The sequence below is a fragment of the Amycolatopsis australiensis genome (assembly GCF_900119165.1).
In the GTDB taxonomy this organism is placed as follows: domain Bacteria; phylum Actinomycetota; class Actinomycetes; order Mycobacteriales; family Pseudonocardiaceae; genus Amycolatopsis; species Amycolatopsis australiensis.
In genome coordinates, this window is record NZ_FPJG01000006.1 from 2,408,799 (window position 1) to 2,433,711 (window position 24,913).

The window sequence follows — 24,913 nt, forward strand, 5'->3', positions numbered from 1 at the left end:
GCCGGCGGGGGCGAACTGCTTTCCGGGCCGGTCAGCGCGGCTGGAAGAACGCGAGCAGCCGCTCGGCGGCGTCCGGCGCCATCAGCATCTCCTGCATGCGGGCGGACATCCGGGCGGCCGCGCCGGTCCGTTCGAACATCTCGGTCTCGTACTCCTTGACGGCGGTGGCGAAGTCCTGCGGGTGGGCGGCCAGCGCCCGGCCGAGCACGGCGCCGTCGAGCAGGGCCTGGTTGGCGCCTTCGCCCACCGCGGGCATCAGGTGCGCGGCGTCGCCGACCAGCGTGACGCCCGGATTCGACGGCCAGGTCAGGCCGACCGGGAGCGTGGTGAGCGACCGCGGCACGATCGTGTCGTCACAGGCCGCGATCAGCGCGGTGAACCGGGCGTCCCAGCCGGCGAACAGCTCCAGCAGCCGGGCCCGGGCGGCGGCCGGGTCGTCGAACGGGATGCCGCTGGTGGCGAACCAGTCTTCGCCGGTGTGGTAGAAGCTGAGGCCGATGCGGACGCGGCCGTCGCCGTTGCGCTGCGCGGACAGGGACTTCCCGTCGCCGAGCACCCAGTAGTTGCCGCGCCCGACCATGGCCGCGAGCTCCGGGTGGGTGCGGTCGATGTCGGGGATGCCGATCTCGACGGCGTTCTGGCCGAGGTGCTCCGGACGGGCGTCGGTGAGCAGGGCCCGGACCCGGGAGTTCGCGCCGTCGGCGCCGACCAGCAGGTCGTACGGCGCGCTGCGGCCGTCGGCGAAGTGCAGCACCCCGTCGGCGGCGGACTCGTACGCGTGACCCCAGCGCACGGTGCCGCCGGGCAGGGAGTCCAGCAGCAGGGCGCGCAGGTCGGCGCGGTCGACCTCGGGGCGCAGCATCGGGGCGTCGTCGGGCGTGTCCTCCTGCAGCAGCAGCGTGCCGTCCGGCTCCAGCAGCCGCATGTCCTGGCCCTCGCGGCGGGCGATGGTGAGGAACCGGTCGAACAGGCCGGCCTCGCGGAGCGCCTGCTGCCCGGAGTGGATGTCGAGCATGCCGCCCTGACCGCGTGCGTCGCGGGACGGCTCCCGTTCGTACACCACGGCGTGGAGGCCGTGCAGGTGCAGTGTCCGGGCGAGCATCAGGCCGCCCATGCCGGCTCCGACGATGGCGATGGTCATGGCCGCCCTCTCGATACGATGTATCTATCAATACACTGTATCGATCGGGGCGTTGTATTGTCCACGCATGGTGGTGTGGGAGCGGCCGGAGCCGCCGGAACGGCCGGCGCCGGCCCCGCTGAGCCGCGAGCGGATCGTGCGCGCGGCCATCCGCCTGGCCGACGCGGACGGGCTCGAAGCGGTGTCGCTGCGCAAGGTCGCCGCCGCGCTCGACGCCGGGCCGATGCGGCTGTACGGCTACATCGCCACCAAGGAAGAGCTGCTCGACCTGATGGTCGACGCGGTCTACGCCGAGATGAAGCCGGTCGGCGACGGGTGGCGTGCAGTGCTGCGCTCGCTGGCCGAAACCACCCGGCGGGCGGTGCACCGGCACGAATGGCTGGCCGACCTGATCGGCGGCCGTCCCGCGCTCGGGCCGAACGCGCTGGCCAGGGGAGAGGCCGTGGTGGCAGGCATGGGCGACGTCGGCGTCGACCGCGTCATGCCGGTGGTCGACGCCGTGCAGGCGTACGCGATCGGCGCCGTCCGCCGGGAGATCACCGAGCGGCGCGCCGAACGGGCCACCGGCATGGACAAGCAGCAGTGGCAGGTCAGCTTCGGGCCCTACCTGCAGCGGACCTTCGCCACCGGCTGCTATCCCGCGCTGGCCACGGTCATCCGCGACGCGGCCCATTTCGACGCCGACGAGACGTTCCGGATGGGCCTCGACTTCCTGCTCGACGGCATCGCGGCGCACCTCGGGCGCTGACCGCCGGCCTGATGTTCGCGGTCACCTGCTCAGGTGCGCACCGCGGCCGCGACCTTTCCGGCGTCCTCGATGCCCCGTTCCGGCGGCTCGTCCGGCAGCGGCAGCAGCACGACCGAGCCGCTGCCGGCGCCGTGCAGTTCGCGGACCGCCGCGGCACAGGTGTCCAGATCACCGCAGACGGCCAGGCGGTCGATCCACTCCGGACGCAGGGCCGCCGCCAGTTCGTCCACAGTGGACGCCGAGTCGACCAGGGCCAGCAGCTCGGCGGCGAACGGCAGGCCCTCCACCTGCACGCGCGCGCCGGGTGTCAGCGACTCCGCGACGGTCCGGCGGCCCCGTTCACGGTCGCCCAGCGCCAGCCAGTTGTACGTCACGAGCGCGTGGTGCGGTGGCGCGCCGTCCCGGGCCCGGCCGGGGGCGATGCCCGCCAGCGCCGTCCGCACGTACTCGGGTGGGGACGGCTCGGCCAGGATCGTCCCGTCCGCCGAGGCACCGGCCACGGCCAGCGACTTCGGGCGGCGGACCCCGGCCAGCACGGGCGGTACCGAGGACGGCGGGAACACCAGCTCGACCTCGTCCAGGTCGACGTGCCGGCCCGCGGCGGTGACCCGGTCGCCGGCGAGCAGCCTGCGGACCGCCACGAGCGTCTCGTCCAGCGCCGCCAGCGGCGAGGCCGGGTACGCGCCGATCTGCCGCATCCACGACGGCACGCCGTGCCCGAACCCGGCGATCAGGCGTCCGGGGTGCAGTTCCGCGAGCGCCGCCAGCTCCATCGCCGCGATCGCCGGGTTGCGCGCGACGGCGGGCAGGACGCCGATGCCGACCTTGATCGTCGACGTCACGGCCAGCGCCGTCGCGACGGTCGCGATCCCGGCGGCCCAGAAGCAGTCCTCGACGAGCCAGACCTCGTCGAGTCCGGCGTCTTCGGCCCGGCGGGCCAGCTCGACCAGCCGCGACGGCGGTTGCTCGCGGTTGATCCGGACCCCGACCGACGAGCTCGGCAGGTACATGGGAAGCCTCCTCAGAGCCGGGAGAACGCCGGCGCGTATTCGAACGCGCCCGCCTGCGTGGATGTGTAGCCGGTCAGCGTCCGGGCCTGGAAGTACCGGCCCCAGCCCGGGTCGGGTGCGGTGATGGAGAGCGTCGACGCGGCGACGAAGCCGAAGCGCGAGTAGAAGGCGGGCTCGCCGAGCAGGACGACGAGGCCGTAGCCGAGCGCGTCGGCCGCGCCGAGCACGGCGTGCATCAGGGCGGAGCCGACGCCGTGGGCCTGGTGCGCGGGCAGCACACCGACGGGCCCGAGCCCGACGGCGGAGGTGGTGTCCTCCCCGACGCGCGCCCGGCTGCCGCAGAGGTGCCCGACGAGGTCGCCTTCCCGGACGGCCACCAGCGACAACGCGTCGACGAGATCGCCATCGGCGCGCAGATCGTCGACGAGCGGAGCTTCGACCGGCGTGACGCCGGGTTCGCGCCGGAAGGCCTCGCGGTGGATCGCGTGGATGGTCGCCCGGTCGGCGGACGTCGCACGGCGGATCAGCATGCCCGCCACCTTGCCCGGTACGGGCGAGCGGCGAAAGCCGATTTCGGGGCTCGCGGCGGCTGAAACGGCGAAGGCCTCCTCACCGGAGAAACCGGGAGGAGGCCTTCGCCGTGGTCAAGCGATCAGTCGAACGCCTTCGCGATCAGCGCCTTCTGCTCCACCTCGTGCACCTTCGACGAGCCGGCCGACGGCGCGGCCATCGGGCGCCGCGACACGACCTGCAGGCCCGAGAGCAGCTCCGGGAACTTCCGCGGCAGGTTGAGCCCGAAGAACGGCCACGCGCCCTGGTTCTCCGGCTCCTCCTGGACCCAGGTCACCTGCTGCGCGTTCGTGTACCGCTCCAGCGCCGCCACCAGCTTCTTCTTCGGCAGCGGGTAGTACTGCTCGATCCGCACGATCGCGACGTCGTGCGCCTCGCGCTTCGTCCGCTCCGCGACCAGCTCCCAGTACAGCTTCCCGGAGGTCAGCAGCACCTTGCGGATCTTCGACGGGTCCGGCGTCGTGTCGTCGATGACGGACATGAAGCGGCTCTCGCCGGTGAAGTCCTCGACCGGCGACGTCGCGGCCTTGTTGCGCAGCATCGACTTCGGCGTGAAGACGATCAGCGGACGCTGGATGCCGTCGAGGGCGTGGCGGCGCAGCAGGTGGAAGTAGTTCGCCGGGGTCGACGGGACCGCCACTGTCATCGAGCCCTCCGCGCACAGCGAGAGGAACCGCTCGATGCGGCCGGACGTGTGGTCCGGGCCCTGGCCCTCGTGGCCGTGCGGCAGCAGCAGCACGACGTCCGAGCGCTGGCCCCACTTGGCTTCACCCGAAGAGATGTACTCGTCGATGACGGTCTGCGCGCCGTTGACGAAGTCACCGAACTGCGCTTCCCACATCACCAGCGCCTCGGAGTTCGCCACCGAGTAGCCGTACTCGAAGCCGACGGCCGCGTACTCCGACAGCGCCGAGTCGTAGATCATCACGCGGCCCTGGCCGTCGGCCAGGTTCTGCAGCGGCGCGTACTCCTGGCCGGTCTTGCGGTCGATGAACACCGAGTGCCGCTGGGTGAACGTGCCGCGTCGCGAGTCCTGGCCGGACAGCCGCACGAGACGGCCTTCCATCGCCAGCGACCCGAAGGCGAGCAGCTCGCCGAACGCCCAGTCGATGTCGCCTTCGCGCGACATCTTGTGCCGCCGCTCCATGACCGGCTTGACGCGCGGGTGCGGGGTGAAGCCCTCGGGGATGTTCACGAACGCGTCGCCGATGCGCTCGATGACCTCGCGGTCGACCGACGTCTTCACCTTCGCCGGCACCTGCTGCTCCTCCTCGACGGAGGGGCTGGCCTTCGCCGGGTGCTTCTCCAGCTCGCGGACCTCGTTGAAGACGTGCTCCAGCTGGCTCGAGAAGTCGCGCAGCGCGGCCTCGGCCTCTTCGACGGAGATGTCGCCACGGCCGATCAGCGACTCGGTGTAGGTCTTCCGGACCGAGCGCTTCGTGTCGATGATGTCGTACATCGCCGGCTGCGTCATCGACGGGTCGTCGCCCTCGTTGTGGCCGCGGCGGCGGTAGCAGATGAGGTCGATGACGACGTCCTTGTGGAACGCCTGCCGGTAGTCGACGGCCAGCTTGGCCACCCAGTGCGCGGCCTCCGGGTCGTCGCCGTTGACGTGGAAGATCGGCGAGCCGATCATCTTCGCGACGTCGGTGGCGTACTGCGACGAACGCGAGTGCTCCGGCGCGGTCGTGAAGCCGACCTGGTTGTTGACGATGACGTGCACGGTGCCGCCGGTGCGGTACCCGCGCAGCAGCGCCAGGTTCAGCGTCTCGGCCACGACGCCCTGGCCCGCGAAGGCCGCGTCGCCGTGCATCAGGACCGGCAGGACGGTGTAGCCCTCGCCGCCCTTGTCGAGGATGTCCTGCTTCGCGCGGACGATGCCCTCGAGCACCGGGTCGACCGTCTCCAGGTGGGACGGATTCGCGGTCAGCGACACCTTCGTCTCGCCGTCGCCGAACATGCGGAAGTACTTGCCCTCGGCGCCGAGGTGGTACTTCACGTCGCCGGAGCCGTGCGCCTGGCCCGGGTCGAGGTTGCCCTCGAACTCCTGGAAGATCTGGCTGATCGGCTTGCCGACGATGTTGGCCAGCACGTTGAGGCGGCCGCGGTGCGGCATGCCGATGACGACCTCGTCCAGCTCGTGCTCGGCGGCCTTGTCGAGGATCGTGTCGAGCAGCGGGATCGCCGTCTCGCCGCCCTCCAGCGAGAACCGCTTCTGGCCGACGTACTTGGTCTGCAGGAACGTCTCGAACGCTTCGGCGGCGTTCAGCTTCGAGAGCACGTACTTCTGGACCGCGGGGTCCGGCTTCTCGTGCGGGATCTCGACGCGCTCCTGGATCCAGCGCCGCTCCTCGGGGTCGAGGATGTGCGTGTACTCGATGCCGACCGTGCGGCAGTAGGAGTTGCGCAGCACGCCCAGGATGTCGCGCAGCTTCATCCGCTCCTGGCCGGCGAAGCCGCCGACCGGGAACTCGCGGTCGAGGTCCCAGAGCGTCAGGCCGTGGGACAGCACGTCCAGGTCGGCGTGGCTGCGCTGGCGGTAGTTCAGCGGGTCCGTGTCGGCCATCAGGTGGCCGCGCATCCGGAACGCGTCGATCAGCTCGATGACGCGGGCGGTCTTGTCGACCGGGCCCTCGGGGATGTCGGCGACCCAGCGGATCGGCTCGTACGGCAGGCGCAGGCTGGTGAAGACGTCGTCGTAGAAGCCGTCTTCGCCGAGCAGCAGCTCGTGGATGCGCTTGAGGAACTCGCCCGACTCCGCACCCTGGATGATGCGGTGGTCGTAGGTCGAGGTCAGCGTCATGATCTTGCTGATGCCGAGGTCGACCAGGGTTTTCTCGCTGGTGCCCTCGAACGCGGCCGGGTACTGCATGGCGCCGACGCCGATGATGGCGCCCTGGCCGGCCTGCAGCCGCGGCACCGAGTGGTTGGTGCCGATGCCGCCCGGGTTGGTCAGCGAGATCGTGGTGCCGGAGAAGTCGTCGGCGGTGAGCTTGTTGTTGCGGGCCTTCTTGACGATGTCCTCGTACGCCTGCCAGAACTGCAGGAACGTCATGTCCTCGACGCCCTTGATCGAGGCGACGACGAGGTTGCGCGAGCCGTCCTTGCCCTTCATGTCGATCGCGAGCCCGAAGTTGACGTGCTCCGGCGTGACCGCGAACGGCTTCCCGTCGATCAGCTGGTAGTGCCGGTTCATGTTCGGGAAGTCCTTCAGCGCCCGCACCATGGCGTAGCCGATGAGGTGCGTGAAGGAGATCTTGCCGCCGCGGGTGCGCTTGAGGTGGTTGTTGATGACGATGCGGTTGTCGGCCATCAGCTTGGCCGGGACCGCGCGCACGCTCGTCGCGGTGGGGACGCTCAGCGAGGCGTCCATGTTCTTGGCGATGGCCGCCGCGGCGCCGCGCAGCTGCTTCGACTCCGGCTCTTCCTTCTTCGCTTCGGCCTTCGGCTCGGCCTTGGCCGCCGGCTTCGGCGCGGGCTTCGGCTCCGGCTTGGCGGCCGGCTTCGGCTCCGGCTTCGCGGCCGGGGCCGACTGCTTGGCCGCCGACTCCGCGTTCTGGACGGCCTTGGCCGAGGGCTGGGCCGCCTGGCCGTTCGTGGCCGGCTTGGCTTCGGCCTGCTGCCGGGCGTTGTCCGCCTTGGCCTGCGCGTTCTGCGTCGGCTTGAAGTCCGCGAAGAAGTCGTGCCATGCGGCATCGACTGAGGAAGGGTCGGCGAGGAACTGGTCGTACATCTCTTCGACCAGCCACTCGTTGGGGCCGAACTGTGACGCAGGGCTGCTGCTGGACACGGCTTGGGCTCGCCTCTATCCGTCTCGATCTCGATCATGAATCCGCTGATGCGCCTACCAGGCTAACCCCCTCGGTGACGCCGTTGTGATGGAACCGGCCTGTGTGAGGCGTGGCGCACTAGGGGATCGGTCACTGACTCGATCAAGATGTGCTAAGGGAACCTTAAGCGCTGGACCCGGTACAGGGTTCGCGGGCTCTTGCCTCCCGGTTCGCCGACGGGCCGCCGGGCGTTCACCGCGGCGCGGTCCCCTGGGAGGATGTGGCTGGTCGAATGTCCTTCCTTCTGGGACCAGGGCCTGGTACGGCCGCTGGTCACCGAGTCGGGCGCGGTCGTGCTGCGGTGCGACTCGTGCTTCGCGGTGTGGCCGACACTGGCCGACTTCGAAGAGATGGAGTGGGTCGAGCCCGACGAGCCGGACTGGCTGGTCGGCGCCGGCGTGCACGTCCGGCCGGGGACCGTCCGGTGGGCGTCGCGGTCCGACGTCGAGGCGGCGGGGCTGGGATCGCTGAAGTGGCGGGCGCTGCCCTAGCCGGCAGGAAGCTCGTATGGCGGCTCGTACGGCACGAGTTTGACCGCCAGATGGAGCTGGTCGGTGGCCAGGAGCCCGGCGATGTCCCGGATGACCGGGGTGACGTCGGTGATGGCGGTGATCCATTCGCCGAGCAGCTCGCTGCCGAGCCGGATCGCCTGGAAGTTCAGCGCCGTGTGGTCGAGATCTCGCTCCGGGACCCACTCGGCACGCTGCTTGAGCGCTCGCTCGAAGCCGTCGCGGGTGAGGTCGACCGCCAGGACGCGTTCGTGGCCGGGTTTGCTCCCGTTGCCGCTCGCGTAGGCCGCTAGGCGGAACGACGGCGTGATCCACACCGTTTCGTCCCGGCTGCCGAAGGCCTGCTGCTCGAGCGCGGCGTCGGCGACCGCGGGCGAGCAGGCCTGGTAGACCCGGACGGTCGTCTCGGTTTGCGCCGCCCGGACCTGCCGGTCGGGGACCCGCTTCTCTTCGAACATGCCCGGAATGCTCCCAGCGCCCCGGCCGCCCGGCCACGGACTTTCGGTGGTCAGCCCAGAGCCCACAGCCGGGCGTAGTGGCCGTCGGCGGCCAACAGCTCCTCGTGGGTCCCGGTCTCCGCGATCCGGCCGTGGTCGAGGACCACGATGCGGTCCGCCTTCGCCGCCGTCGCCAATCGGTGGGCGACCACGAACGTCGTGCGGCGGCGGGCCACCGTCTCCGTCGCGCGCAGGACCGCTGCTTCCGTCGACGGGTCGAGGGCCGCCGTCGCCTCGTCCAGCAGCAGGACGTCCGGGTCCACCAGCTCCGCGCGGGCCAGCGCCACCAGCTGCCGCTGCCCGGCCGACAGCGACCGGCCGCGCTCACCCACCGGCTGCAGGAAGCCCGCCGGCAGGGCCGCGACGCCGTCCAGCGCGCCCACCGCCCGGACCGCCGCCTCGACCTCCGCGTCGGACGCCGACGGACGCCCGTAGCGGACGTTGTCCGCGACCGTGCCCGAGAACAGGTGCGCCTCCTGCGGCACCACGCCCATCCGGCGCCGCAGCCCGGCCAGCTCGTACTCGCGCACGTCCGTGCCGTCGATGCGGACCTCGCCGCCGGTAGCGTCGTAGTAGCGGGCCACCAGCTTCACCGCCGTCGACTTGCCGGCCCCGGTCGCGCCGACCAGCGCGACGGTCTCCCCGGCCGCGACGTCGAGCGAGAACTGCTCCAGCGCCTTCGCCTCGGCGCCGGTGTAGGAGAAGTCGACCTCCTTGAACGACACCTCGCCGCGCAGCCGCGCCGGCACCGCCACCGGGTGCTCCGCCGCCGGCACCGACGTCGGCGTCCGCAGCAGGTCGCCGATCCGGTTGAGGCCGACGCGGGCCTGCTGGTAGCCGTCGAACACCGACGACAGCTGCTGGATCGGTGAGAAGAACTGCTGCAGGTACAGCAGGAACGCCAGCAGCACGCCGGCCGACAGCGTGCCCGCCGAGACGCGGTTCGCGCCCGCCACCAGCACCGTCGTCGTCGCCAGGTCGGACAGCAACGCCACCAGCGGGAAGTACGTCGCGACATACCGCTGTGCGCGCAGCCGCGAGCGGCGGTACTCGTCGCTGCGCGACGCGAACGCCTCCGCGGAGCGGTCTTCGCGCGTGTACGCCTGGGCGACCCGCAGCCCGCTGACGTTCTCCTGCATGTCCGCGTTGACGACGCTGACCCGCTCGCGGGCCTCGTTGTACGCCTTCGACGCCGCCCGCCGGAAGATCACCGTGGCCACCGCCAGCACCGGCACCATCGCCAGCGCGTACAGCGCCAGCCCGGCGTCGGTGACCAGCAGCGCGGCCGTGATCCCCGCCAGCGTCAGCGCGCTGACGACCGCGGTGGCCAGGCCGGTCTGCAGGAACGTCGAGAGCGCGTCGACGTCCGTCGTCATCCGGGTCATGATCTTCCCGGACAGCTCCCGCTCGTAGTAGTCGAGCCCGAGCCGCTGCAGGTGCGCGTAGCTGCGGACGCGCAACGAGTACAGCACCGTCTCGCCCACCCGCGAAGTCAGCCGGGTCTGCGCGAACACGACCAGCCAGTCGGCCGCGATCACCGCGGCGCCGATCCCGGCGGCCAGCCAGATCAGCCACTCGACACCCGGCCGGACGCCGTGGTCGACGCCGAACTGGTACAGCGCCGGCAGCGCGATCGACGCCAGCGCGTCGGCCGCCACCAGCCCGATCACCACGGCCAGCGGCCAGCGCACCGGCCGCAGCAGCCGGGCCAGCCGGAAGCCGGGGTCCGGCGCGGTCACGTCCACATCGGGCAGCCGCGGTTCGTCCGTCGCCGCGGGCAGCTTGCGCACGCCTTCGATCAGCTCCGGGGTCGGCGGCACGTCGAGGCCGCCGCCCCCGCCGACGAACCCGCTGCTGTTCACGTCACCGCTGCGGCGGCGGGCGGCGTCGGCCAGTTCGTCGACCTCGTCCCGGCTTTCGTCGCGCGGCCACAGCGCCGGCGTGACGCCGTCCTGGCCGCGGTCGAGGCCTTCGCAGCGGTGCTTCTCTTCGACGTCGTCACCCGGGCCCGCGACCAGCTCGCGGAACAGCGGGCACCGCGCCATCAGCTCGGCCTCGGTGCCGACGTCGACGACGCGGCCCTCGTCGAGCACCGCGATCCGGTCGGCGAGCGCCAGCGTCGAGCGCCGGTGCGCGATCAGCAGGGTCGTGCGGCTCGCGGTCACCGAGCGCAGGGTCTCGTGGATCGCCGCCTCGGTGACGGTGTCGATGGCCGAGGTCGCGTCGTCGAGGATCAGGATCCGCGGGTCGGTGATCAGCGCCCTGGCCAGGCCGAGCCGCTGCCGCTGACCGCCGGAGAGGGTCAGCCCGCGCTCGCCGACCAGCGTGTCGTAGCCCTCCGGCAGGGCGCGGATGAACTCGTCGGCCTCCGCCGCGCGGGCGGCCGCGACGATCTCCTCGTCGCTCGCGTCCGGGCGGCCGTACGCGAGGTTGTCCCGGATCGAGGAGGAGAACAGGAACGCCTCCTCGAACACCACGCCGATCGCCTGCCGCAGCTGCCGCAGCGGGACGTCACGCACGTCGAGGCCGCCGACCCGGACCGCGCCCGCGTGCACGTCGTAGAACCGGGGCAGCAGCAGGGAGATCGTCGACTTCCCGGACCCGGCGGTGCCGACCAGTGCGAGGGTCTCGCCCGGGTTCGCGGTCACCGACAGCCCGTCCAGGACCGGCTCGGTGCGCGTGTAGCCGAAGCGGACCTCCGCCAGCTCCACGCCGAGCGGCCCCGGAGGCAGCGGCCGCGCGCCGGGGGAGTCGACGACCTCGGGCTGCGCGTCGATCAGCTCGTACACGCGCTCGGCGCCGGCGCGGGTCAGCTGCGCTTGCACGACCAGGCCGGACAGCATCCGGGCCGGCCCGATCAGCGTCGCCAGGTAGGTCGCGAACGCGAGGAAGGTGCCGAGGCTGATCGAGCCGTTCAGCGCCAGGACACCGCCGATGCCGAGCACGGCGACCTGGCCGGCGGCGGGCAGGGCCGCGGTCGTCGCCGTCGGCACCGCGGACAGCTTCGCCGCGCGAAGCCGCTCCCCGAACAGCCTGCGCGCGGTCCGCTCGAGCTTCGAGACCTCCCGCGACTCCTGCCCGAAGCCCTTGACCACCCGGACGCCGGTGACGGTCTCCTCGACCTGCTGCGCCACGTCCGCCGCGCGCTGCTGCGCCGACCACGTCGCCGGGAACAGGCGCTTGCGGCTGCGCGCCACGATGATGCCGACCGCGGGCGTGACGACCAGCGCGATCAGCGTCAGCACCGGCGACATCCACAGCATCGCCGCGAACGACAGCAGCGCGAAGATCACCGAGCCGAACGACAGCGGCACCTGCATCAGGATCCCGGTGACCAGCTGCAGGTCCGAGATCGCGCGGGAGACGACCTGGCCGGTGCGCAGCGCGTCCTGCTTGCCGCCGTCCAGCCGCGACACCGCGTTGAAGACCCGCTGCCGCAGGTCGTGCTGCACGTCGAGGGCCAGCTTCCCGCCCAGGTACCGGCGCAGGAACGCGGTGCCGAACGCGACCAGCTGCAACGCGACCAGGAAGGCGGCGATCCCGCCCAGCGCCGCCGTCCGCCCCCCCACCGCGTCGTCGACCGCCGAGCGCACCAGCAACGGGCTGGCGGCCTGTACGCCGACGCTGAACACGGCGGCCAGCAGCGACAGCACGACGAGCGCGCGGTGCTCCCACGCCGCGGCCGACAACCGGCGGACCCAGCCGACGGGTGTCTCAGCGCGTGGGAGCTCTTGACGGGAGCGGGGCGGAGCGATGGTCACGTTCCAACACTAAGCGCCACCACCGACAGAATATTTCCCGGAAAGCCGTGAAGGCCGCCGCGGAGTCTCCGAGACGACCTCCACGAACAGGTGAACCTAGGTGATGTCGCGCTTCTGGTTGCCCGCCCAGCCCAGGCCGAAGAACAGCATGGTCCACGCGAAGAAGATCAACGCCGACGCCCACCACGAGATGACGCCCGGCGCGCCCGCCGCGAGCTGCAGGCCCAGCGCCGACCAGTGGTCGACACCGCCGGGCAGGTTGAGGGAGTTGATCCCGAACGCGTCCGCCGCGATCCCGCCGACGATCCCGTTCGCGGTGCCGTTCGGCAGGATCCCGCCCAGGATGTCGGCCGGCCCCCACAGCGCGATCACCAGGACGTTCTCCACGATCAGGAACCACACCAGCAGCAGCACCACCGCCAGCGGCACACTGCGCAGCACCGCGCCGAACCCGATGCCGAACAGCGTCACCAGCACCGAAGCCAGGATCGTCCCGCCCAGCGCGGCCAGCCACTGGCCCGCGCTCGGCCACCGGCCCGAGTCGACCGACGCCATCACCGCGACCGCCGAAACACCGAAGCTCACCAGGCCGTAGATCGCGCCCCACGCCACGTAGGTGAGCATCTTCGCGGTCAACGCCGAGATCCGGTTCGGGGCGGTGAGGAACGTCGTCGTGATCGTCTTGCTGCGGTACTCACCGGCCAGCGCGAACACCCCGAACAACGCCGGCACCAGCTGCGCGATGTTCACGCCGTGCGCGAACGCCAGCAGCCCCACCGGCAGCTTGCTCGCGTCCAGCCCGACCGCGCCCGCGACCTCGCGCGCATCACTCGAACCGATGAAATCGGCGAAGTCGTTGGTGATCTTGCCCCACACGAACGTCAGCCAGAACGCCACCAGCACCAGCGGGATCAGCAGCACCCACCACGTGTTCAGCGACAGCGTCTTGCGGAACTCCGCCTTGATCAGGTTGCCCATCACTGCTGCGGACCTCCCCAGTACTGCTGCTGCTGTTGCTGCTGCGGACCCGGCGGCGGGCCCTGCTGGTAGTGCTGCTGCGGCGGATACCCCGGCGGCGGCCCCTGGTACTGCGGCTGCGGCGGGTACCCGGGCTGGCCACCGGCGTACTGGCCCTGCGTCAGCTGGAAGAACATCCGCTCCAGATCCGCGTGCTCCTCCTGCATCCCGTAGACCGCGATCCCCGCCTTCGCGGCGATGTCGCCGATCTGCTGCACACTCGACCCGGCGACCGCGACCCGGCCGTCCGGCGTCGGCGAAACCCCGGTGATGCCGTTCTCCTGCAACGCCTTCACCAGCGCCGACGGATCCGCCGGCTGCACCAGCACCCGCGACTGCTGGCTCCGGCGCAACTGCTCCAGCGGGCCGAAGTACCGCGTCACACCCTGGCTGATGATCACCACCTGGTCGATCAGCTGCTCGACCTCGTTCAGCAGATGGCTCGACACCAGCACCGTCCGGCCCTGCTCCCGCGCGTACGAGCGCAGGAAGTTCCGCAGCCACAGAATGCCCTCGGGGTCGAGACCGTTCGTCGGCTCGTCCAGCACCAGCACCTGCGGATCACCGAGCAACGCCGTCGCCAGCGCCAGCCGCTGCCGCATGCCGAGCGAGAACCCGCCCGCCTTCCGGTCCGCGGCACTGCCCAGCCCCACCAGGCCCAGCACCTCGTCCGCCCGCCGGTCCGGCACCCCGATCGCCGCCGCGTACACCCGCAGGTGGTTGCGCGCCGTCCGGCTCGGATGGAACCCCTCGTTCTCCAGCACCGAGCCCACCACCCGCGCCGGATTCCCCAGCTGCGAGTGCGGCCGCCCGTTGATCGTCGCGATCCCCGAAGTCGGCGTCACCAACCCCAGCAGCATCCGCAACGTCGTCGTCTTCCCGGCACCGTTCGGCCCCAGAAAACCGGTCACCGAACCCGGCTCCACCGTGAAACTGAGGTTCTGCACGGCGTTCACCGCACCGAACTGCTTGCTCAGGTTCTGCACCACAATCCGGCCACTGCCGTCGTGCATACCGTCCCCTAACGTTCCCGCTGATGCGGCGTCATCCTGCCCTACCCGCGCCACCCGCGCGCACGGAACGCCCCAACCCGCGAAGAGCGACCTTCGTCACGTTCCGCTACCACCCCCGGTGGCCCTCCGTGCTCACCAAACCCCGCTGACCTCGGAGTTCACGACCGTGCCCCGCCCGTCCGTCAGATCATGTTGATAAAGAATTCGTTCGACTTCCCGACCCGGTGGAGCAAACTCCCGCGCGGCCCTCTAAGCTAGGAACCGGCGACCCGCTCCCAGTGACCCCCAGGCTGGTTGAGCGGGTCGCCCTTTCGCTTCTGCTTCGGGCTTCGCCCATCGCCCAGCTCATTCGTGTTGCCCGGGGGGCCGAGCCCCCCGGACCCCCACGGTGCGTCATCCGCCGGTCCCAGCGTGGTCGCGTCGCTGGTCGGCGTCGTTGTTGCACGAAACGGGCCCCTGCTGGTGCAGGGGCCCGCTTCGTTCTTGTCACGCCAGGACTTTGTCCAAGGGCGTGTGGTCCAGGTTGTGGGCCGTTGCCACCGGGGCGTTCGTCAGGGCTCCGTCGTGGGTGTTCAGGCCCTTGGCCAGTGCTGCGTCCGCCTGCAGTGCCTTCTTCCAGCCGTGGTCCGCCAGCTGCACCGCGTACGGCAGCGTCACGTTCGTCAGGCCGTAGGTCGACGTGCGCGGGACCGCTCCCGGCATGTTCGCCACGCAGTAGAACACCGACTCGTGCACCTTGTACGTCGGGTCGTCGTGCGTTGTCGGGCGCGAGTCCGCGAAACAGCCGCCCTGGTCGATCGCGATGTCCACCAGCACACTGCCCGGCTTCATCCGCGACACCAGCTCGTTCGACACCAGCTTCGGCGCCTTCGCGCCCGGCACCAGCACCGCGCCGATCACCAGGTCCGCCTGCAGCACCGACTCCTCCACCGACAGCCGGTTCGACGTCACCGTGCGGATCCGGCCCCCGTACTCCTGGTCGATCTGCCGCAACCGGTCCACGTTCGTGTCCAGGATCTCCACGTCCGAACCCAGTCCCAACGCGACCCGAGCGGCGTTCAGGCCCGCCACCCCACCGCCGATCACCACGACCCGCGCCGGGTGCACACCCGGAATCCCGCCCGGCAACACCCCGCGCCCGCCACTCGGCTTCATCAGCGAGAACGCGCCGACCTGCGGCGCCAGCCGGCCCGCCACCTCCGACATCGGCGCCAGCAGCGGCAACGCGCCGTTCGCGGTCTGCACCGTCTCGTACGCGATCGCGGTCGTGCCGGCAGCCAGCAACGCGTCGGTCAGCGGCCGGTCCGCGGCGATGTGCAGGTAGGTGAACAGCACCTGGTCCCGCCGCAGTCGCGGGTACTCCTCGGCGATCGGTTCCTTCACCTTCAGCACCAGCTCGCCCTCCGCCCACGTCTCGTCGGCGGTCGCGAGCACCTTCGCGCCCGCGGCGACGTACTCCTCGTCGCTGATCGACGAACCGACGCCGGCACCCGTCTCGACGAAGACGTCATGCCCGCGCCCGACCAGCTCGTGGACCCCCGCCGGGGTCAGCGCGACCCGGTATTCGTGCCTCTTGATCTCACGGGGAACAGCGATGCGCACGGTCGGCCTCCTGGGTCGGTCTGGCGGTGGTGCCACTCACCGTGAACCACCCGGACGGCGGTGTCATCGTGCTGTGCGGACATTTCTCTGCCGCAATCATGGTGCCGGGCGAACAAGCTGTTGACCTCGACCGGACTGGAGGTTGCAGCGTGTGGGACATGCGTGCGGTGTGGTTGCGAGAGTTCGGCGGGCCCGAGGTGCTGGTCCCGGGAGACGCGCCGGACCCGGTCCCGGGGCCCGGGCAGGTACTGGTCGAGGTGGCGTTCGCGAACATCACGTTCGTCGAGACGCAGTTCCGGGCGGGACGGCCGGGGCCGTTCCGGGCGGAGCCGCCGCTGATCCCCGGCAACGGCGTCGGCGGCGTGATCAGCGCGGTCGGCGACGGCGTCGACACGGGGCTGGCCGGGCAGCGGGTGGTGACGTCGACCGGCGGCTCCGGCGGGTACGCCGAGCGCGTCGCGGTGGACGCGGCGGCCGTGTTCCCGGTGCCCGACGGGCTCGGCCTCGACGCGGCGGTGGCGCTGCTCGCCGACGGCCGGACGGCGACGGGCCTGATCCGCGCGACGCGGGTCCGGCCCGGCGAGCGCGTCCTGGTCGAAGCGGCGGCCGGCGGCGTGGGCAGCCTGCTGGTGCAGCTGGCGAAGGCCGCGGGCGCTTCGGTGGTCGGCGCGGTGGGCGGGCAGGCGAAGCTGGCGCGCGTGCCGGGGGCCGACACCGTCGTCGACTACCTGGCGCCGGACTGGACGTCGTCGGTGGGCGAGGTGGACGTCGTCTTCGACGGCGTGGGCGGGGAGATCGGCACGGCGGCGTTCGGGCTGCTGCGCCCGGGCGGCCGGATGGCGGTGTACGGGCTGGCCGGCGGTTCGTGGGCGGAAGTGTCCGAAGAGGACGCTGCCGCGCGCGGCGTCACGCTCGTGCGGTCGCTCGGGAGCCCGGCGGACATGCGGGCGTTCACGGAGTCCGCGCTGGCGGAAGGTGCGGCGGGCCGCCTGGTTCCGGTGATCGGCCAGCGGTACCCGTTGGAGAAGGCCGCGGACGCGCACGCGGCCATCGAGTCCCGCACCACGGTCGGCAAGACCCTGCTGATCGTCTGAAAGCCGTGCGTGCCCCGTTCACGGACACTGGGTCCCTGAACGGGGCACGCGCGGCCGTGGGGTCAGGCGCGGTAGGCCGTCCAAGAGCTGTTCATCCGCGTGGCCTGGCCCGCGGTGAACTCGTACATGCAGCTGTCGTAGCTGTAGTCCATGAAGTTGTGCACCGGGTCCTTGCCCGTCGACGTGCAGGTGTCCTTGTTCGCCGGGCAGCCCGACGTCGCCGTCGCCTCGGCCGGGGTGTCCGACACGTAGTCGCCCGAACCGGAGCAGCCGCCCTGGAACGTGTGGTAGAGGCCCATCCAGTGGCCGACCTCGTGGGTGGCCGTGTCGCCCTCGTTGTAGTTCGTCGCCGAGCGGCCCGGGAGGGACTCGTCGAGGACCACCACGCCGTCCATCTTCGGCTGCGAGTTGTAGTTCCACGGGAACGTCGCCCAGCCGAGCAGGCTGTCGCCGAGGTTGGCGGTGTAGACGTTGAGCGCGTTCTTGCCGCCCTTGCGCAACGCGTTCTTCATGTTGCGCTCGGCCGACGTGCCGTCGGTGATGCCGTTGTACCAGGTGGAGTTGTTCGTGTAGTCCGTGCTCACCAGCGTGAAGCTGAAGCCGCTGGACGCGTACGCGCTGTTCAGCACCGAGATCTGCTTGCTGATCGTCGACGCCGGCAGGTTGCCGGTCGAGCCGCTGGTGATCACGTGGAAGTACACCGGGATCGACACCGCCGCCGCGGCCCTGCCGGTCAGCGCCGTGCGCTTGCCGGCGAGCTTGCTCTGCATGTCCGCCTCGACGCGTGCCGCCTCGGCCGGCGAGACGCTGTCGGCGTGGCCGTCCTTGCTGCGGTCCGCGCTGTGGGTGGGGGTGAAGCAGTCGGCGGACGGCGCCGCCACGGCGCTGCCGGTCGCGCTACCCGGGACGACCAGCGCGGCTACGGAGAGCGCGGACACCGCACCCAGTTTGACGGCCCTGCGGAACCTGCTCATGGACACTCCTCTGCGACGACCCGGCCACCGCGGGTGGTGAAGAGAAAATGCGGCACCCGAACCGCCGAATCCACCATCTTTCGGCGGGAAAGGACAATTCGACCGTTCGGCGTAGACCGAGTGAATTAACGTTAACTAACCCGAACGGCGCAGTCAGCTCCAGCGCAGCGCGACCAGCTGGGTGAGCAGCGCCAGCCGGACGTCGGGGTCGTCGAGGTCCAGCGGCACCAGCTCGAGGAGCTTGCGCATCCGGTACCGCAGCGTGTTGGGGTGGATCCGCAGCTCGCGCGCCGCCGCGCGCGGGTCGCCGGGGTGCCGCAGCCACTCGTAGAGCGTCTCGACGTACCCGGCCTTGCCCGACTCGTCGTGGGCGCGCAGCGCACCGAGCGGGCCGAGCTCCGCGACCTTCGCCGCGGCCGCCGCCGTCGCGCCGCGGTGCAGCGTCAGCGCCGTCCAGGCTTCGTCGAAGGCGATCACGCGCTCGGCGACGAGCTCGGCGCGCAGCAGGCCGAGCGCTTCGTCGGCCTGCAGCCGCGACGCCGAGAGGTCGCCGATCTCGCCGGGCGCGCCGGCCGCCGCCCGCGGGGCGCCGCCGCGCCGCGACGCGGGCTGCGCGGCCAGCGCCTGCCGCAGCTCGGCCCAGCCGCCGGGACCCGGCCGGTCCGGCACGACCGCGTAGAGCAGGCCGGCCAGCTCGGTCGTCACCGGGCGGCGCCCGATGCCCTGCGAAATCCGTTCGAGCAGGGCGAGCCGCAGGCCTTCGGCGTCGCGGCCGTCGCCGCCGGTGACCTCGATGACGACCACCCGGTGCGGCTCGTCCGACAGGTCGAGCTCGGCCATCGCCTTCCGCGGGTTCGCCCGGCCTTCGAGCACCGCGCGCAGCAGCTCGGCCGACGCGCGGCGCTGCGCGTCGGTGTGCGCGCGGCGCCGCAGCAGGTGCAGCGCGACGACCGGGGCGGCGTCGGCGAAGGCGGCGGCGCGCTCGTCGGACACCGGCCCGGCGACCACGGCCCACATCGACCCGAGCAGCTCGCCGCCCATCCGGATCGGCACGATCAGCCGCGGCAGCGTGCCGTCGCGCTGGGCGGGGACGAAGATCGTCTGCCGCCCGCGCGACAGCTCGCGGAACACCCCGCGCGAGCGGAACCGCGCGAGGACGTCGTCCGGGATCCGGCGGCCCATGATCGTGGCCACCCGCGCGGGGTCGGTGAGGTCCTGGCGCGCGGAGTAGGCGAGCACGCGCGAGTTGGTGTCCTCGATCGTCACCGGCGCGTCGACCACGGCCGCGACGGCGTCGGCGAGCCGGAACAGGTCCCCGGAGCCGGGGTCGAGGTCCTCGGACTCGTCGGCGAAGGCGTCGAGGACGGTGCGCAGCAGCCACACGAGCTGAGCCCACGACGTCGCGGCGTGCACCTGGACGAGCGCGATCCCGCTGGCCTTCGCGGCCCGCTTCACGGCGGGCTTCGCGGCGAGCGGCGGCTTCAGCAGCACGGCGGCGGCGCCCTGCTCGGCACTCTGCTTGACCAGCCGGGCCGCGTCCTCGGGCCCGGTCGTGGCGACGCCGAGCACGAGGTCGCCGGCCGCGACGGCGCCGCCGGGCTCGGCGATCACGACGTCGGCGACCGCGGGGGAGTCCTCGGGCACCTGGAGCGCGTGGAGCAGCGTCGGCCCCACCCGGTCGACCACGCTGCGCACCGAGACCACCCGGTCATTCTCGCCGAGGAAGCGGTGGCCCGCCCGGCAGGCCGCCTAGCGCGACAGCACCGCGTCCAGGACCTGCCGCAGCGTGCCCGCCGGGTCCTCGACCGGCTCCTTCGCCCGCCACGCGACGACGCCGTCCGGGCGCACGAGCGACGCGCCGCCCTTCGCCAGGCCGTAGCGCGACGCGAACACGTCGTCGTCGACGACGTGGCAGTCGACGCGGAGGCCGGCCGAGGCCGCGGCCGGTTCCCAGCGCGACCCGTCGCCCGCGCAGAGCAGCACCCACGAGTGGCCCAGGAGGTCCACAGTGGACGCCAGACCCGGTGCCCGGAAGCCGGGCCGCCCGGTGGGCGCGTGGACGTCCTCGACGCGCTCGCCGTCGTCCGGCTCCTCCGCCAGCACCGCGGTCGAGCGGTAGCGGAAGCCGAGGGCGATGCCCAGCGGGTCCTCCGCCTTCGTGATCCCCGAGACGTCGAGGCCGGGGTGCATCCGCTGCTTCATGTTGTGCAGCGACGTGTCGACGACCATCCGCGCGTACGGCCGCCGCTCGGCTTCGTAGGTGTCCAGCAGCGCGTCGCCCGCTTCGCCGCGCAGTACCGCGGCGAGCTTCCACGCGATGTCCGCGCCGTCGCCGATCGCCGTGTTGCCGCCCATCCCGCCCGTCGGCGGCGTCACCTTCGCCGCGTCGCCGACCAGGAAGACCCGGCCGCTGCGGAAGCGGTCCGCCAGGCGCGCGGCCACCTCCCACGAACCGGTCCAGACGATCTCCGGGCGCAGGTCCGGCAGGTCGGTGGCGGCACGGATCATCGCCACCAGCCGGTCGTGATCGAAGTCGGCCGGGGTTTCGCCCTTCTCCGGGAAGTAGTCCGGCGCGAAGACGTACCGGTTCGGCACGTCGGTGTTGACGAACCCGGCGGTGAAGTCGCCGTGCTGCAGGTAGAACAGGTCGGTCACGCCGGGCTGCACGCGATCGCCGAGGTCGGCGTCGAACACCACGCCGAGGCAGTGGCTCAGCGCGTCCATCCCGGTGGTGCCGATGCCCAGCCGCTGCCGGACGCCGCTGCGCCCGCCGTCGGCCGCGACGACGTAGTCCGCGCGCACCACAGACCGCTCGCCGGTGTCGCGGTGCCGCAGCGTCGCGGTGACGCCGTCCGCGTCCTGTTCGAGATCGACCAGTTCGGTGCGGAACCGGACGCGCGCGCCGGCCTTCTCCGCGTGCGCCAGCATGATCGGCTCGACGACGTCCTGCCCGGCCATGCCGGCGGGCAGTGTCGTCGTGGCCGAGACGTCGAACTCGCTGCCGTCCTCCACCAGCCGGTGCAGGACGCGGCCCGCCAGGCTGGTCGCGACGGTGATCCGCAGGCCCTGCGAAGCCCGTGGGCTCACCGCGAGGACCTCCCGGTCGATTCCCGCCCAGTGGAACAACTCCATCGTGCGCCAGTTCTGCCCCGCGGCCCTCGGGTGGATCGACGTCCCCGCGTGCCGCTCGACCGTCAGCACCTCCACACCCGCCTGCGCCAGGAACAGCGACGCCGACAATCCGCCCAGCCCGGCTCCCACGACCAGGACCTGCACCCGCTCCGTCATGACTACCTCCATGCCTGTGAATCTCCCTGTATGAATATCTTAGACAGAGAGATATTTGTTTGGCAAGGAGGCTGGTCTCTCAAGTCGTGGGAACGGTTGGGTGCCCCGTCCGGCCCACGTAGCTTCGACCGCGGACGATCCCCCTTGAGCCGCAAGGAGAAACCGAATGAGCGCGGACGACACCTCGGCGTGGTCCTTCGAGACCAAGCAGATCCACGCGGGCGCCGCGCCGGATCCCGCGACAGGCGCGCGGGCGACGCCGATCTACCAGACGACGTCGTACGTCTTCCGCGACAGCCAGCACGGCGCCGACCTGTTCAGCCTCGCCGAGCCCGGCAACATCTACACGCGGATCATGAACCCGACCCAGGACGTCCTCGAGCAGCGCGTCGCCGCGCTCGAAGGCGGTGTCGCGGCATTGGCGTTCGCCTCCGGCTCGGCGGCGACCACGGCCGCCATCCTGAACCTCGCGGGCGCGGGCGACCACTTCGTCTCCAGCCCGTCGCTCTACGGCGGGACGTACAACCTCTTCCACTACACGCTGCCGAAGCTCGGCGTCGAGGTCACCTTCATCGAGGACCAGGACGACCTCGAACAGTGGCGCGCCGCCGTCCGGCCGAACACGAAGTTCTTCTTCGCCGAGACGCTGGCCAACCCGGGCAGCAACGTCCTCGACATCCGCGCGGTCGCCGACGTCGCGCACGAAGCCGGCGTCCCGCTGCTGGTCGACAACACGATCCCGACGCCGTACCTGGTTCGCCCGATCGAGCACGGCGCCGACGTCGTCATCCACTCGGCCACCAAGTACCTCGGCGGCCACGGCACGACGATCGCCGGCGTGCTGGTCGACGGCGGCACGTTCGACTTCGGCAAGGACCCCGCGCGGTTCCCGGGCTTCACCGAGCCGGACCCGAGCTACCACGGCCTGAAGTACTGGGAGGCGCTCGGCCCGGGCGCGTACGCGGCGAAGGCGCGCGTCCAGCTGCTGCGCGACACCGGCGCGGCCATCGCGCCGCTCAACAGCTTCCTGATCCTGCAGGGCATCGAGACGCTGTCGCTGCGCATCGAGCGGCACGTGCAGAACGCGCAGGCGCTCGCCGAATGGCTCGAGCAGCGTGACGAGGTCGAGAAGGTGTACTACGCCGGCCTGCCGTCGAGCCCCTACCACCAGGCCGCGCAGAAGTACCTGCCGCGCGGCGCGGGCGCGGTGCTCTCGTTCGACCTGCGCGGCGGCGTCGAGGCGGGCCGGAAGTTCGTCGACGGCACCGAGCTGCACAGCCAGCTGGTGAACCTCGGCGATGTCCGCAGCCTGATCGTGCACCCGGCCTCGACCACGCACAGCCAGCTCACCCCGGAGGAGCAGCTGGCCAGCGGCGTCACGCCGGGCCTGGTCCGGCTCGCCGTGGGGCTGGAGGGCATCGAGGACCTCAAGGCCGACCTGGAGGCCGGATTCCGGGCGGCCAAGGCCGCACTGTGACGGCTGCGCCCGTCACCGGCGCCTGGCGGGCCGGCGACCCGCCGGGCCGCCGGAAGTTCGTCACCGGCCCCGGCGCGCTCGCGCTGGAGGCCGGTGGCGTGCTGCCGTCGTTCACTCTTGCGTATGAAACCTGGGGGACGCTGAACTCCGACGCGTCCAACGCGGTCCTCGTCGAGCACGCGCTGACCGGCGACAGCCACGCGGCCGGACCCGCCGGACCCGGGCACCCCGGCCCCGGCTGGTGGGACGGCCTGATCGGGCCGGGGAAGGCGCTGGACACCGGCGAATTCTTCGTCGTGGTCCCGAACGTGCTCGGCGGGTGCCAGGGATCCACCGGGCCGTCGTCGCCCCATCCGGACGGACGCCCGTGGGGCAGCCGGTTTCCCGTGGTGACGGTCCGGGACCAGGTGGCCGCCGAAGCGGCGCTGGCCGACGCGCTCGGGATCTCCCGCTGGGCGGCCGTGCTCGGCGGGTCCATGGGAGGCATGCGGGCGCTGGAGTGGGCGGTGTCGCTGCCCTCGCGGGTGGCGTCGGTGCTGGTGCTCGCCTCGACGGCGCGGGCGTCGGCCGAGCAGATCGCCTGGGCGTCACCGCAGCTGCACGCGATCCGCAGCGACCCGGACTTCCACGGCGGCGACTACTACTCGGCGACGGCGGGCCCCCACCGCGGGCTGGGCATCGCCCGGCGGATCGCGCACGTCACCTACCGCAGCGAGCCCGAGCTGGCCCAGCGGTTCGGCCGGGCGTACCAGGGCGCGGAAGACCCGCTGCGCGGCGGCCGGTTCGCCGTGGAGTCCTATTTGGACCACCACGCCGCCAAGCTCGTCCACCGGTTCGACGCGAACAGCTACCTGGTGCTGACCGAGTCGATGAACACCCACGACGTCGGCCGCGACCGCGGCGGCGTGGCGGCGGCCCTGCGCCGGGTGACGGCGCGCGCGGTGATCGCCGGCGTGGACAGCGACCGGCTCTACCCGCTGTACCAGTCGGCGGAGATCGCCGCGGGAATCCCCGGCGCGCCGGAGCCTTCGGTCGTGTCGTCGCCGTACGGGCACGACTCGTTCCTCATCGAGACCGGCCAGATCTCGGCGCTGGTGAAGGGCCTGCTGGGCTAGTACGTCCCCGGACGTACGAACGCGAGCCGCCTCGCGGCGGACGACCGGGCCGCCCCGCCGCGAAATCATCGCCGCATGCGGAAACCAGCGTGGCTGCTCGTCGTCGCGATCGGGTTCGCGGCGGTGCTCACGTACCCCTACCTGGGCCTCGACATCGCCGACAGCCGCCTCCCGGTGCGCGGCGGCCTGCAGTACGCGGTGCTCGTGACGCACATCTTCACCGCCGCCGTGGCGCTCGTGCTCGGGCCCCTGCAGTTCATGCCGAAGGTGCGAGCGAGACGGCGGCTGCACCGGACGCTCGGCCGGATCTACCTCCTCGCCGGCGTCCTGCCGGCGGCGGTGGCCACGGTCCCGGTCGCGCTGTGGTCAGGCCGCCTCCTGACGCAGATCAGCCTGACCACCGCGGCCGTCCTGTGGCTGGTCACCGGCGTCCTCGCGTACCGGGCGGCGCGCCGGCGTGACTTCGCCGCGCACCGGGCGTGGATGCTGCGCAACTACGCGCTGACGTTCCTCGCCGTCACTTCGCGCATCCTGGTGCCGGTGCTCCTGCTGGCCCAGCTGCCCTTCGGCCGAGTCGACCCGGCGAGCGCGCTCACGCTGATCCCGGCCGGGCAGACACTGGGCTGGCTGGTCAACCTGGCGGTGGTGGAAGTGCTCATCCGGCGACGCGGGCGGCCTGTGCCGCCTTCCCCGGCCTAGCCGAGCAGCCGAAGCGGGCTCGGGCCGGGATCAGTCCGAGACGGCTTCCGAGATCCACGGCGCCACCGGCAGGTCGCGGTCCAGGCACTCCACCGACAGCCGGATCGTCCAGCGCAGCGCCTGCAGCACCAGGCTGTCGACCTCGTCCGGCGCCGCGTTCGCCAGGGCGATCTCGACCTGCTCCTGCGCCGCCTCCGTGTTGCCGTGGACCTCCGCCAGCAGCGTCCGGACCGCCGTCCGCACCGGCGGGTCGGCCTGGTCGATCGAGACCTCTTCGCCGTCTTCGTCGAAGACCTGGACCTTGACCGGCGCGCTGCCGCCGTCGCCGAGGGTGGCGACCATCGCGCTGCACTCCCCGAACAGCAGCAGCATCAACGCCTTCGTCTCGTCCGCGCGGGCCTGCGGTTCGACGGCCGTCGGCGCGACCTCGACGAGGGCTTCGGCGTCGTCACCGAGGCTCAGCGCGGTCAGCGCGCGCTGAGCCTTCTCGACGAGCTCCTGCTCGTTCCAGTCCGCATCCACGTGCCCCATCAAACACCAGCGACGGCGCTCGTGGGGATACCTTGAT

General features: G+C 71.8%; 19 protein-coding genes. 6 read left to right on the forward strand and 13 right to left on the reverse strand.

Annotated features, from left to right (window positions below; all coding sequences use genetic code 11):
* Window positions 1–31 precede the first annotated feature (31 nt).
* Complete coding sequence (locus BT341_RS12835; RefSeq protein ID WP_072476509.1) at window positions 32–1,141, reverse strand: FAD-dependent oxidoreductase; 1,110 nt, start codon at window positions 1,139–1,141, stop codon at window positions 32–34.
* A 67-nt stretch (window positions 1,142–1,208) separates the two neighbouring features.
* On the opposite strand from BT341_RS12835, the gene BT341_RS12840 reads away from it, so the two are divergent.
* Window positions 1,209–1,889 carry a TetR/AcrR family transcriptional regulator gene (locus BT341_RS12840; RefSeq protein ID WP_072476510.1) on the forward strand — a complete coding sequence of 227 codons (681 nt, stop codon included), beginning with the start codon at window positions 1,209–1,211 and terminating at the stop codon, window positions 1,887–1,889.
* Window positions 1,890–1,918: 29 nt separating this feature from the next.
* Here the strand turns inward: BT341_RS12840 and BT341_RS12845 are convergent, their stop codons facing one another.
* The 3 genes from BT341_RS12845 to BT341_RS12855 form a co-directional block, all read right to left on the reverse strand.
* A complete protein-coding gene (locus BT341_RS12845) occupies window positions 1,919–2,899 on the reverse strand; it encodes an LLM class flavin-dependent oxidoreductase (protein WP_072476511.1) in 981 nt (326 codons plus the stop codon).
* Between the two features lie 11 nt (window positions 2,900–2,910).
* Complete coding sequence (locus BT341_RS12850; RefSeq protein ID WP_072476512.1) at window positions 2,911–3,429, reverse strand: GNAT family N-acetyltransferase; 519 nt, start codon at window positions 3,427–3,429, stop codon at window positions 2,911–2,913.
* Between the two features lie 122 nt (window positions 3,430–3,551).
* On the reverse strand, window positions 3,552–7,259 hold the full coding sequence (locus BT341_RS12855; protein ID WP_072476513.1) for a multifunctional oxoglutarate decarboxylase/oxoglutarate dehydrogenase thiamine pyrophosphate-binding subunit/dihydrolipoyllysine-residue succinyltransferase subunit: 3,708 nt from the start codon (window positions 7,257–7,259) through the stop codon (window positions 3,552–3,554).
* A gap of 258 nt (window positions 7,260–7,517) precedes the next feature.
* On the opposite strand from BT341_RS12855, the gene BT341_RS12860 reads away from it, so the two are divergent.
* Complete coding sequence (locus tag BT341_RS12860) at window positions 7,518–7,790, forward strand: hypothetical protein (protein WP_072476514.1); 273 nt, start codon at window positions 7,518–7,520, stop codon at window positions 7,788–7,790.
* Here the strand turns inward: BT341_RS12860 and BT341_RS12865 are convergent.
* The 5 genes from BT341_RS12865 to ald all read right to left on the reverse strand — a co-directional run bounded on the left by BT341_RS12865 (window position 7,787) and on the right by ald (window position 15,698).
* Window positions 7,787–8,266, reverse strand: coding sequence for a DUF4291 family protein (locus BT341_RS12865; RefSeq protein ID WP_072476515.1), 480 nt, complete (start codon window positions 8,264–8,266; stop codon window positions 7,787–7,789). The genes BT341_RS12860 and BT341_RS12865 overlap by 4 nt on opposite strands.
* A gap of 50 nt (window positions 8,267–8,316) precedes the next feature.
* On the reverse strand, window positions 8,317–12,066 hold the full coding sequence (locus tag BT341_RS12870) for an ABC transporter ATP-binding protein (RefSeq protein ID WP_072476516.1): 3,750 nt from the start codon (window positions 12,064–12,066) through the stop codon (window positions 8,317–8,319).
* A gap of 96 nt (window positions 12,067–12,162) precedes the next feature.
* A complete protein-coding gene (locus tag BT341_RS12875) occupies window positions 12,163–13,044 on the reverse strand; it encodes an ABC transporter permease subunit (protein ID WP_072476517.1) in 882 nt (293 codons plus the stop codon).
* Entirely contained in the window at window positions 13,044–14,096 is a 1,053-nt protein-coding gene (locus BT341_RS12880) for an ABC transporter ATP-binding protein (RefSeq protein WP_072476518.1), read from the reverse strand. Before BT341_RS12880 ends, BT341_RS12875 begins: the two co-directional genes overlap by 1 nt.
* Before the next feature lie 486 nt (window positions 14,097–14,582).
* Window positions 14,583–15,698 (reverse strand): alanine dehydrogenase, encoded by a 1,116-nt coding sequence (gene ald / locus BT341_RS12885; protein ID WP_072476519.1) that lies wholly within the window; start codon window positions 15,696–15,698, stop codon window positions 14,583–14,585.
* A 158-nt stretch (window positions 15,699–15,856) separates the two neighbouring features.
* Between ald and BT341_RS12890 the strand changes: the two genes are divergently transcribed.
* The gene (locus tag BT341_RS12890) at window positions 15,857–16,792 is read left to right on the forward strand and encodes a zinc-binding dehydrogenase (RefSeq protein ID WP_072476520.1); all 936 of its coding nucleotides are present in this window, start codon (window positions 15,857–15,859) and stop codon (window positions 16,790–16,792) included.
* 62 nt (window positions 16,793–16,854) lie between these two features.
* Here the strand turns inward: BT341_RS12890 and BT341_RS12895 are convergent, their stop codons facing one another.
* The 3 genes from BT341_RS12895 to rdmE all read right to left on the reverse strand — a co-directional run bounded on the left by BT341_RS12895 (window position 16,855) and on the right by rdmE (window position 21,054).
* Window positions 16,855–17,766 carry a zinc metalloprotease gene (locus BT341_RS12895; RefSeq protein WP_072476521.1) on the reverse strand — a complete coding sequence of 304 codons (912 nt, stop codon included), beginning with the start codon at window positions 17,764–17,766 and terminating at the stop codon, window positions 16,855–16,857.
* A gap of 153 nt (window positions 17,767–17,919) precedes the next feature.
* Window positions 17,920–19,470, reverse strand: a complete 1,551-nt coding sequence (locus BT341_RS12900) for a PucR family transcriptional regulator (protein ID WP_072476522.1) — start codon at window positions 19,468–19,470, stop codon at window positions 17,920–17,922.
* Between the two features lie 45 nt (window positions 19,471–19,515).
* Window positions 19,516–21,054 carry an aklavinone 12-hydroxylase RdmE gene (rdmE, locus tag BT341_RS12905; RefSeq protein ID WP_072476523.1) on the reverse strand — a complete coding sequence of 513 codons (1,539 nt, stop codon included), beginning with the start codon at window positions 21,052–21,054 and terminating at the stop codon, window positions 19,516–19,518.
* Between the two features lie 166 nt (window positions 21,055–21,220).
* Here rdmE and BT341_RS12910 point away from each other — a divergent pair, with 166 nt between their 5' ends.
* The 3 genes from BT341_RS12910 (at window position 21,221) to BT341_RS12920 (ending at window position 24,345) form a co-directional block, all read left to right on the forward strand.
* The gene (locus BT341_RS12910; protein ID WP_072476524.1) at window positions 21,221–22,531 is read left to right on the forward strand and encodes a bifunctional o-acetylhomoserine/o-acetylserine sulfhydrylase; all 1,311 of its coding nucleotides are present in this window, start codon (window positions 21,221–21,223) and stop codon (window positions 22,529–22,531) included.
* The gene (gene metX / locus BT341_RS12915) at window positions 22,528–23,646 is read left to right on the forward strand and encodes a homoserine O-acetyltransferase MetX (RefSeq protein WP_072476525.1); all 1,119 of its coding nucleotides are present in this window, start codon (window positions 22,528–22,530) and stop codon (window positions 23,644–23,646) included. Before BT341_RS12910 ends, metX begins: the two co-directional genes overlap by 4 nt.
* A 75-nt stretch (window positions 23,647–23,721) precedes the next feature.
* Window positions 23,722–24,345, forward strand: a complete 624-nt coding sequence (locus BT341_RS12920; RefSeq protein ID WP_072476526.1) for a DUF2306 domain-containing protein — start codon at window positions 23,722–23,724, stop codon at window positions 24,343–24,345.
* Between the two features lie 30 nt (window positions 24,346–24,375).
* Here BT341_RS12920 and BT341_RS12925 read toward each other — a convergent pair whose 3' ends face one another.
* Window positions 24,376–24,876 (reverse strand): hypothetical protein, encoded by a 501-nt coding sequence (locus tag BT341_RS12925; protein WP_072476527.1) that lies wholly within the window; start codon window positions 24,874–24,876, stop codon window positions 24,376–24,378.
* Window positions 24,877–24,913: the final 37 nt, after the last annotated feature.

What these genes read in the sequence shown, in the direction of transcription:
- BT341_RS12835 (WP_072476509.1), bottom strand. Translation starts at nt 1,141, where the DNA reads ATGACCATCGCCATCGTCGGAGCCGGCATGGGCGGCCTGATGCTCGCC.
- BT341_RS12840 (WP_072476510.1), top strand. Translation starts at nt 1,209, where the DNA reads ATGGTGGTGTGGGAGCGGCCGGAGCCGCCGGAACGGCCGGCGCCGGCC.
- BT341_RS12845 (WP_072476511.1), bottom strand. Translation starts at nt 2,899, where the DNA reads ATGTACCTGCCGAGCTCGTCGGTCGGGGTCCGGATCAACCGCGAGCAA.
- BT341_RS12850 (WP_072476512.1), bottom strand. Translation starts at nt 3,429, where the DNA reads ATGCTGATCCGCCGTGCGACGTCCGCCGACCGGGCGACCATCCACGCG.
- BT341_RS12860 (WP_072476514.1), top strand. Translation starts at nt 7,518, where the DNA reads ATGTGGCTGGTCGAATGTCCTTCCTTCTGGGACCAGGGCCTGGTACGG.
- BT341_RS12865 (WP_072476515.1), bottom strand. Translation starts at nt 8,266, where the DNA reads ATGTTCGAAGAGAAGCGGGTCCCCGACCGGCAGGTCCGGGCGGCGCAA.
- BT341_RS12875 (WP_072476517.1), bottom strand. Translation starts at nt 13,044, where the DNA reads ATGGGCAACCTGATCAAGGCGGAGTTCCGCAAGACGCTGTCGCTGAAC.
- BT341_RS12880 (WP_072476518.1), bottom strand. Translation starts at nt 14,096, where the DNA reads ATGCACGACGGCAGTGGCCGGATTGTGGTGCAGAACCTGAGCAAGCAG.
- BT341_RS12890 (WP_072476520.1), top strand. Translation starts at nt 15,857, where the DNA reads ATGCGTGCGGTGTGGTTGCGAGAGTTCGGCGGGCCCGAGGTGCTGGTC.
- BT341_RS12895 (WP_072476521.1), bottom strand. Translation starts at nt 17,766, where the DNA reads ATGAGCAGGTTCCGCAGGGCCGTCAAACTGGGTGCGGTGTCCGCGCTC.
- rdmE (WP_072476523.1), bottom strand. Translation starts at nt 21,054, where the DNA reads ATGACGGAGCGGGTGCAGGTCCTGGTCGTGGGAGCCGGGCTGGGCGGA.
- BT341_RS12910 (WP_072476524.1), top strand. Translation starts at nt 21,221, where the DNA reads ATGAGCGCGGACGACACCTCGGCGTGGTCCTTCGAGACCAAGCAGATC.
- BT341_RS12920 (WP_072476526.1), top strand. Translation starts at nt 23,722, where the DNA reads ATGCGGAAACCAGCGTGGCTGCTCGTCGTCGCGATCGGGTTCGCGGCG.
- BT341_RS12925 (WP_072476527.1), bottom strand. Translation starts at nt 24,876, where the DNA reads ATGGGGCACGTGGATGCGGACTGGAACGAGCAGGAGCTCGTCGAGAAG.